This window comes from Marinicauda salina, from assembly GCF_003122085.1.
Classification (GTDB): Bacteria; Pseudomonadota; Alphaproteobacteria; order Caulobacterales; family Maricaulaceae; genus Maricicauda_A; species Maricicauda_A salina.
In genome coordinates, this window is record NZ_QEXV01000004.1 from 281,275 (window position 1) to 288,630 (window position 7,356).

Here is a 7,356-nt window from a genome sequence, read left to right on the forward strand (position 1 = left end):
GCTCCGCCGGCCGAATCGCTATCGTGATCCGACCGGCGCCGGGCCGACGCCCGCCGGTCGGCCGGGAGACGGGAAAACGGGATGTCCGACGAGGAGAAGCGGCTGGGCGCCTACGCGCCGCCGGCCGAGGACCAGGGAACCTTCGACGCCCGCGAGGCCGACGCCGACCGCCGCGGGCCGATCCTGCTGCTCGCCTCGGCGGCCGTGTTCCTGCTGTTCGTGGCGGTGGTCTGGAGCGCCTACAATCAGGGCGTCCGCGATCGCGGCGAGTCGCCCATCGTCTCGGCCGACGACGAACCCTACCGGGAGGCCCCCGACGACCCCGGCGGCTACGAGACGCCCGGCCAGGACATCGACGCCTACAGCCTGCGCGAGGAAGGCGACGATGCCGAGTCGTCCGAGGCCGGCGTGCGCCCGGGACCCGAAGAGCCTGCCGAAACCGAGCGCGAGATGCCGCCGGTCCGCGTCGAGACCGCTGACGCCGACGCGGCGCAGGAAGAAGCCGAGCCGGAGCCCGACCCCGCTCCGGCGGAATCGGAGCCCGCGCCCGAACCCGAGCCCGAAGCGACGTCCGAGCCCGCGCCGGAGCCCGAGCCGGAACCGACGCCGGCGGCTTCCGAGCCGGAGCCGGCTGCGGCGGCGGCCTCCGCCGAGGGCGAATGGGTCGTCCAGATCGCGGCCTTCCGCTCGGCCGAGGACGCCGAGGCGGGCTGGATCAGCTTCGCCACGCGCTTCCCCGATCTCGCCCGCGGCCGCGCGCCCGACATCGAACGCGCCGATCTCGGCGAGCGCGGCGTCTATCACCGCCTGCGCATCGCCGCCTTCACCAGCCGTCAGTCGGCGGCCAATTACTGCGAGGCGCTGACCGCCGAGGGCCAGTCCTGCCTGGTGGCGCGCCGGTGAGCGCGAGCGCGGCGATCTACGGCCTCGCCGGCGAGGCGTTGACGCCCGACGAGAAAGCCTTCTTCGCCGACGCCGATCCCTGGGGCTTCATCGTCTTCGCGCGCAATCTCGACCGGCCGCGCCAGATCGCGCGACTGTGCGATTCCCTGCGCGACTGCGTCGGCCGCGACGCGCCGATCTTCATCGACCAGGAAGGCGGGCGCGTGCAGCGCCTGAAGGCCCCGACCTGGCGGGCCGCGCCGCCGGCGGCGCGCTTCGGCGAGCTGTTCGATCGCGAGCCCGAGGCCGCGCTCGAAGCCGTTCGGCTCAATCACCGCCTGATCGGCAAGGAGCTCCGCGATGTCGGCGTCGACGCCGATTGCGCCCCCGTCGTCGATCTCGCCGTGCCCGGCGCCGACGCGGTGATCGGCGACCGCGCCTTCCACGCCGACCCCGCCGCCGTCGCCGCGCTGGCGACCGCCGCGCTCGAAGGGCTGAAGGATCAGGGCGTGGCCGGCGTGATCAAGCACATTCCCGGTCACGGCCGGGCCGACGCCGACAGCCACCACGACCTGCCCGTCGTGCGCGCCGACGCCGAGACGCTGTTCGGGACCGATTTCGCCGCGTTCGCCGGCGTCGCCGGCGCGCCGATGGCGATGACGGCCCACGTCGTCTACGCCGCGATCGACCCCGACCATTGCGCGACGGTCTCCCGCGAGGTGATCGGGACGATCATCCGCGGCCATATGGGCTTCGACGGCCTGCTGATGAGCGACGATCTCTCCATGAAGGCGCTCGAAGGCGGCATGCGCCGGCGCACAGAGGACGCGCTCAGCGCGGGCTGCGACGTCGTGCTTCACTGCAATGGCGAGATGGCCGAGATGATCGAGATCGCCCACGCCGCGCCGGCGCTCAAGGGCGAGGCGCTGAGACGCGCCGAGGCGGCCGAGGCCGCGCGCGGGACGCCCGCCGAGCTTGATGTCGAGGCGACGACCGCGCGCCTCGACGCGCTGTTCGATGACGCCGGGCTGAGACGGGCGAGCGCATGAGCGACCTGTTCGAGGAGAACGAGGCCTTCGACGCCGCCCGCGACGCCGCCGAATCCGGCGAGGCGTTGATCGTCGACATCGAGGGCTGGGAGGGGCCGCTTCACCTGCTCCTGGCGCTGGCGCGCAAGAACAAGGTCGATCTCGCGCAGATCTCGATCCTTGCGCTCGCTGAGCAGTATCTCGCCTTCATCGAGGAGGCGCGCGGCCGCCGGCTGGACATCGCCGCGGAATATCTCGTGATGGCGTCCTGGCTGGCCTATCTGAAATCGCGCCTGCTGCTGCCCAAGCCGCGTCCGGCCGACGACGAGCCCGAGCCCGAGCAGATGGCCGCCGCGCTGGCCTTCCGGCTGGTCCGGCTCGACGCCATGCGCGCGGCCGGCGAGGCGCTGTTCGCGCGTGCGCTCAAGGGCCGCGACGTGTTCGACCGCGGCGCGCCGGAGGGCGTGCGCGCGATCACCACGCCCAAGTATGACGTCGAACTCTACGATCTCCTGAAGGCCTATGCGGCCCGCCGCGAGAAGGAGGCCTTCGCCACCTACCGCCCGGAGGCGCCGAAGGTGTACGGGCTGGAGGAGGCGCGCCGGCGCCTGTCGACGATCGCGCACCGCCTCGGCGCCTGGACGCGCCTGGACGCGCTGCTGCCCGACGACGAGGAGCTGGGCGAAGACGCGCCGCCGCGCGCCTCGGTCACGGCGTCTTCGCTGCTCGCCGCGCTCGAGATCACCAAGGACGGCGAGGCGCAGATGCGCCAGGAAGAGACCTTCGCGCCGATCTGGATGCGCGGGACGGAAGATGAGGAGACCGCCTCATGACCGAGGAGCGCGACGACGATCCCATCGCCGCGGCGATCAAGGGGCTGAGGCGGGAAGCCGAAAAGCGTCCCGCCGGCGACGCCGGACCGCCGGGCGTGCGGCTCGCCGTCGACAATGCGGGCGAGGGCGCGCGCATGGTCGAGGCGCTTCTGTTCGCGGCGTCGGAACCGCTCGACGTCGAAACCCTGTCGGCGCGCCTGCCCGCCGACGTGGACGCCGCCGCGATCCTCGCCGGGCTTCAGGCGAAATATGAGGAGGCCGGCGTAAACCTCGTTGAAGTCGGCGGAAAATGGCGCTTTCAGACGGCTCCGGATCTGGCCGGTCTGCTGGAGGAGCATCGCGAGGAGCCGCGCAAGCTGTCGAACGCGGCGACCGAGACGCTGGCGATCATCGCCTATCACCAGCCGATCACGCGGGCCGAAATCGAGGAGATCCGCGGCGTCGCCGTCTCCAAGGGCACGATCGACACGCTGTTCGAGCAGAAATGGATCCGCCTGCGCGGCCGCCGGCGCAGCCCCGGCCGGCCGGTGACCTACGGCACGACCGAGCACTTCCTCGAGTATTTCGGCCTCGCCGCGATCGGCGATCTGCCCGGGCTTGGCGATCTCAAGGCCGCCGGGCTGCTGTCGTCTCGGCTGCCGGCGCATTTCGATATTCCCGATCCCGCCCGCCTCGACGAGGCCGCCGAGGAGGACGCGCTCTCCGACGAGGAGGCCGCCGCCTTCCATCTCGACTTCTTCGAGGAAGGCGAGGAGGGCGACGCGTAGGGCGCTGCGCCTCGGGCCTTCCATGTCATGAGGGCGGGAACGCCGTCGCCGAATGCAGGACGCTACGCGACTCCCTCCCCTTGAGGGGAGGGCCGGGGTGGGGTGCGGTTGCGGCGTTCGACAATCAGACGCCGCGCCTTCTCCCCTCATCTTACTTCTCCCCTCCTGGAGGGGAGAAGGGACGTCGATGTCGCGCTGAATTCTTCAATGCGGACGTCAGGCTCAAGCGCTTCCAGTCTGCGCCCGACATCCTCATGGCGCTCCCTCTCCCCCGGATACGGGGGAGAAGGTCGGGGTGAGGGGGCAGCTGAAGCGGCCGGCATTTGGACGCCGCGCCTGCGCGTCGAACGCCGCCGCCGGGCGGAAGGCCAAATCAAGCCCCCTGCCGCCTGTCCGCCTTGTTGGACCGGGCCGGCGATATCATCTAGAGATGAGCCGCCGGGCGCGCGTCCGGCGAGTCCCGTCCGCGACACGGCGGATCGGGAGGTCAGCGCCCGCATTCGAAGGGAGAGCGCGCATGGGTCCGCACTGGACGGGTCTCATCATCGTGGCGGTTCTGCTGCTCCTGCTGTTCGGCGGGCGCGGCAAGATCTCCGCGCTTATGGGCGATTTCGCCAAGGGCATCACGGCCTTCCGCAAGGGGCTGAAGGACGACGACGCCGAAGACGGCGGCGACGAGGAAACACCGCGCACGCTGCGCTCGGATGAGTCCGCCGGCGCCGAGACGCGCCGCGAGGACGAGCGCGCCGGGAGCTAGGCGATGAATCCCGGCATCGGCGCGCCCGAGCTGCTGGTTCTGCTCATCCTGGCGCTCGTCGTGGTGGGTCCGAAGGACCTGCCGCTGATGATGCGCAAGCTTGGCCGTTTCGTCGGCCAGGCCCGCGCCATGGCGCGCGATTTCCAACGCAGCTTCGACGAACTCGGCCGCGAGGCCGAACTGGCCGAGCTGCGCAAGGAGATCGAGACCCTCAAGGACGCCAATCCCGTCGGCGACGTCACCCGCGAACTCAAGGACGCCGAGGCGGATCTGCGCGCGGGCGGAGAGGATCGGCCCCATCCCCGCGCCGCCGACGCCAAGCGCGAGGCCGCCCGCGCGAAGAAGCTCGGCGTGGTCGCCGGCGAGCCGGCCCCGGCCGAGCGCGCCGAAACGGACAAGACCGGCGGGGACTGAGCCATGGCCGCCGCCGACCGCGACGAAGACGACGAGGTCGAATCCTCGCGCGCGCCGCTCATGGAGCATCTCATCGAGCTGCGCGGCCGGCTGATCGTCACGCTGGCGGCGATCGCAGTGGCCTTCGCCGTCTGCTTCGTGTTCGCCGAGTGGATCTACAACGTCCTGCTGATCCCGTTCGAGAACGCGGCCCGGCAGGTGCGCGGCGACGCGCTCGAGCTGCAGCTCATCTTCACCGCGCCGCTGGAATTCTTCTTCGTCAAGCTGAAGCTCGCCCTGTTTGGCGCGATCATCATCGCCTTCCCGGTGATCGCCTACCAGGTCTGGGCGTTCGTCCGGCCGGGGCTCTACAAGAACGAGCGGCTGGCGCTGGCGCCCTTCCTGGTCGCCTCGCCGGTGCTGTTCGCCGCCGGCGTGGCCTTCGTCTACTACTTCATCCTGCCCTTCGTGATGGGCTTCGCACTGGGCCAGGAGCAGGCCGGCGGGAACGGCCGGGCCTCGATCCAGCTGCTCACCCGCGTGTCGGAATATCTCAACCTGGTCACGACGCTCATCCTCGCCTTCGGGATCTCGTTCCAGCTGCCGGTGCTGCTGTCGCTGCTGGCGAAGGTGGGCCTCCTCACCTCCGAACAGCTCGTGCGTTTCTGGAAGTTCGCCGTGGTGGGCATCGCCGCCTTCGCGGCCTTCGTCACCCCGCCCGACCCGATCAGCCAGCTCTTCCTCGGCCTGGCCCTGTTCGGCCTCTACGGCGTCTCGATCCTCGCGGTGAAGCTGGTCGAGCCGAAGGGGGAGGAGGCGGACGAATAGCGGACCTGCGCGACGAGGCTGCGTGACTCCCTCCCCCTCGGGGGAGGGCCGGGGTGGGGGCTTCAGCGCATGAAACCCCGGCCGACCGCAGGGAGCGCCGGGGCCTCGTCGAGATCAATCGCTGCGGGGTCCCGGATCGCGCCTTCGGCGCGTCCGGGAGTTCAATGCACCCCGATCGCTGCGCCATCAGCGATGGCGCCCCGCCCGCCGGTGGACGCCGCCTCCGGGCGGGGCTATCACCGCGGCCGATCCGTCGCCGTCTTCCGAGTGGTCCGCCCATGCACGATATCCGCTTCATCCGCGACAACCCGGCCGAGTTCGACGCAGGCATGCGCGCCCGCGGGCTCGAACCGCAGGCCGAGCGCCTGATCGATCTCGACGCGCGCCGCCGCGAGGCGACCACGGCGCGCCAGGAGATCGAGACCGAGCGCAACGCGAAATCCAGGGAAATCGGCCAGGCCAAGGCCGCCGGCGACGAGGACCGGTTCAATGCGCTCCGCGCCGAGGTCGATACGCTCAAGAAGAAGCTGGAGGAGGCCGACGAGGCGGTCCGCCACGCCGACGCGCTGCTCGACCAGCATCTCGCCGCGCTGCCCAACCGGCCGGACGCCGACGTCCCGGTCGGGGAAGACGAGAGCGCCAACGAAGAAGTCCGCAAATGGGGCGAGCCGCGCGCCTTTTCTTTCGAGCCGCGCGACCATGTCGATCTCGGCGAGGGGCTGAACGGGCTCGATTTCGAACGCGCCGCGGCGATGTCGGGCTCGCGCTTCGCCGTGACGACCGGGCCCGTGGCCCGGCTCGAGCGCGCGCTGTCGCAATTCATGCTCGACCTGCATGTGAGCGAGCACGGCTATCTCGAGACCAGTCCGCCGCTGCTGGTCCGCGACGAGGCGCTGTTCGGCACCGGTCAGCTGCCCAAGTTCGCCGAGGACCTGTTCCGTACGACCGATGACCGCTGGCTCATTCCCACCGCGGAAGTGCCGCTGACCAATCTCGCGCGCGAGCACATCCACGCCGAGGCCGACCTGCCGATGCGCTTCACCGCGCACACGCCGTGCTTCCGCGCCGAAGCCGGCGCGGCGGGGCGCGACACGCGCGGGTTGATCCGCATGCACCAGTTCAACAAGGTCGAGCTGGTCTCGATCGTGACGCCGGAGGAGTCCGGGGCCGAGCTCGAGCGCATGACCGGCTGCGCGGAAAAGGTGCTGCAGCGGCTCGAGCTGCCCTACCGGGTGATGCTCTTGTCGTCGGGCGACATGGGCTTCGCCGCGCGCCGGACCTACGATCTCGAGGTCTGGCTGCCGAGCCAGAAGACCTATCGCGAGATCTCGTCGTGCTCGAACTGCGGGGACTTCCAGGCCCGCCGCATGAACGCGCGCTATCGCAAGGAAGGCGAGAAGCGGCCCGAGTTCCTGCACACGCTCAACGGCTCGGGCGTGGCGACCGGCCGCGCGCTGCTGGCGGTGCTGGAGAACCACCAGAACGAGGACGGCTCGATCGCGGTCCCCGCCGCGCTGCGCCCCTATCTCGGCGGGCTGGAGGTTCTCACGCCGTGACCCGGCGCGCTGTCTTGGCGATCTGCACGCCCTCCCTCCCCCTCCGTGGGGAGGGTGGACGGCCCTCGTTCTTCGAGACGCCCCGATCCCCTCATCCTGAGGAGGCCGCGAAGCGGCCGTCTCGAAGGACGGGGATCGGGGCCCTCAGGATGAGGGCCTTGGGTGTGAAGTCGTCGCGCGTCGGTGCAGGCCTCACCCCACCCCGCTCGCTGCGCTCGCGACCCTCCCCATCCAGGGGAGGGAGGGGAACCGAGCGCGCCCCACGATACGGACGCGTCGGGTCTTTCCTCCCCCGCTTGCGGGGGAGGTGGT

Annotated in this window: 8 protein-coding genes; all 8 read left to right on the top strand. The window is 70.9% G+C overall.

The genetic code is table 11. The features are described 5' to 3' along the window. Positions 1 to 81 precede the first annotated feature (81 nt). The gene (locus DDZ18_RS10620; RefSeq protein ID WP_109253366.1) at positions 82 to 903 is read left to right on the top strand and encodes an SPOR domain-containing protein; all 822 of its coding nucleotides are present in this window, start codon (positions 82 to 84) and stop codon (positions 901 to 903) included. Beyond that, a complete protein-coding gene (nagZ, locus tag DDZ18_RS10625) occupies positions 900 to 1,931 on the top strand; it encodes a beta-N-acetylhexosaminidase (RefSeq protein WP_109253367.1) in 1,032 nt (343 codons plus the stop codon). The genes DDZ18_RS10620 and nagZ overlap by 4 nt, the downstream gene beginning before the upstream one ends. After that, complete coding sequence (locus DDZ18_RS10630; protein ID WP_109253368.1) at positions 1,928 to 2,743, top strand: segregation and condensation protein A; 816 nt, start codon at positions 1,928 to 1,930, stop codon at positions 2,741 to 2,743. The genes nagZ and DDZ18_RS10630 overlap by 4 nt, the downstream gene beginning before the upstream one ends. After that, a complete protein-coding gene (scpB, locus tag DDZ18_RS10635) occupies positions 2,740 to 3,510 on the top strand; it encodes an SMC-Scp complex subunit ScpB (RefSeq protein ID WP_109253369.1) in 771 nt (256 codons plus the stop codon). Before DDZ18_RS10630 ends, scpB begins: the two co-directional genes overlap by 4 nt. A 517-nt stretch (positions 3,511 to 4,027) precedes the next feature. Beyond that, on the top strand, positions 4,028 to 4,267 hold the full coding sequence (locus DDZ18_RS10640) for a Sec-independent protein translocase family protein (protein ID WP_109253370.1): 240 nt from the start codon (positions 4,028 to 4,030) through the stop codon (positions 4,265 to 4,267). A gap of 3 nt (positions 4,268 to 4,270) precedes the next feature. After that, on the top strand, positions 4,271 to 4,681 hold the full coding sequence (tatB, locus tag DDZ18_RS10645; RefSeq protein ID WP_109253371.1) for a Sec-independent protein translocase protein TatB: 411 nt from the start codon (positions 4,271 to 4,273) through the stop codon (positions 4,679 to 4,681). 3 nt (positions 4,682 to 4,684) lie between these two features. After that, positions 4,685 to 5,488, top strand: a complete 804-nt coding sequence (tatC, locus tag DDZ18_RS10650) for a twin-arginine translocase subunit TatC (RefSeq protein ID WP_109253372.1) — start codon at positions 4,685 to 4,687, stop codon at positions 5,486 to 5,488. 278 nt (positions 5,489 to 5,766) lie between these two features. Next, positions 5,767 to 7,044, top strand: a complete 1,278-nt coding sequence (gene serS, locus DDZ18_RS10655; protein WP_109253373.1) for a serine--tRNA ligase — start codon at positions 5,767 to 5,769, stop codon at positions 7,042 to 7,044. The last annotated feature ends 312 nt before the right edge of the window (positions 7,045 to 7,356 follow it).

Bases quoted from the DNA above. Each gene is read 5' to 3' on its own strand.
- serS (WP_109253373.1), top strand. From the start codon at position 5,767: ATGCACGATATCCGCTTCATCCGCGACAACCCGGCCGAGTTCGACGCA.
- DDZ18_RS10620 (WP_109253366.1), top strand. From the start codon at position 82: ATGTCCGACGAGGAGAAGCGGCTGGGCGCCTACGCGCCGCCGGCCGAG.
- tatC (WP_109253372.1), top strand. From the start codon at position 4,685: ATGGCCGCCGCCGACCGCGACGAAGACGACGAGGTCGAATCCTCGCGC.
- tatB (WP_109253371.1), top strand. From the start codon at position 4,271: ATGAATCCCGGCATCGGCGCGCCCGAGCTGCTGGTTCTGCTCATCCTG.
- DDZ18_RS10630 (WP_109253368.1), top strand. From the start codon at position 1,928: ATGAGCGACCTGTTCGAGGAGAACGAGGCCTTCGACGCCGCCCGCGAC.
- scpB (WP_109253369.1), top strand. From the start codon at position 2,740: ATGACCGAGGAGCGCGACGACGATCCCATCGCCGCGGCGATCAAGGGG.
- DDZ18_RS10640 (WP_109253370.1), top strand. From the start codon at position 4,028: ATGGGTCCGCACTGGACGGGTCTCATCATCGTGGCGGTTCTGCTGCTC.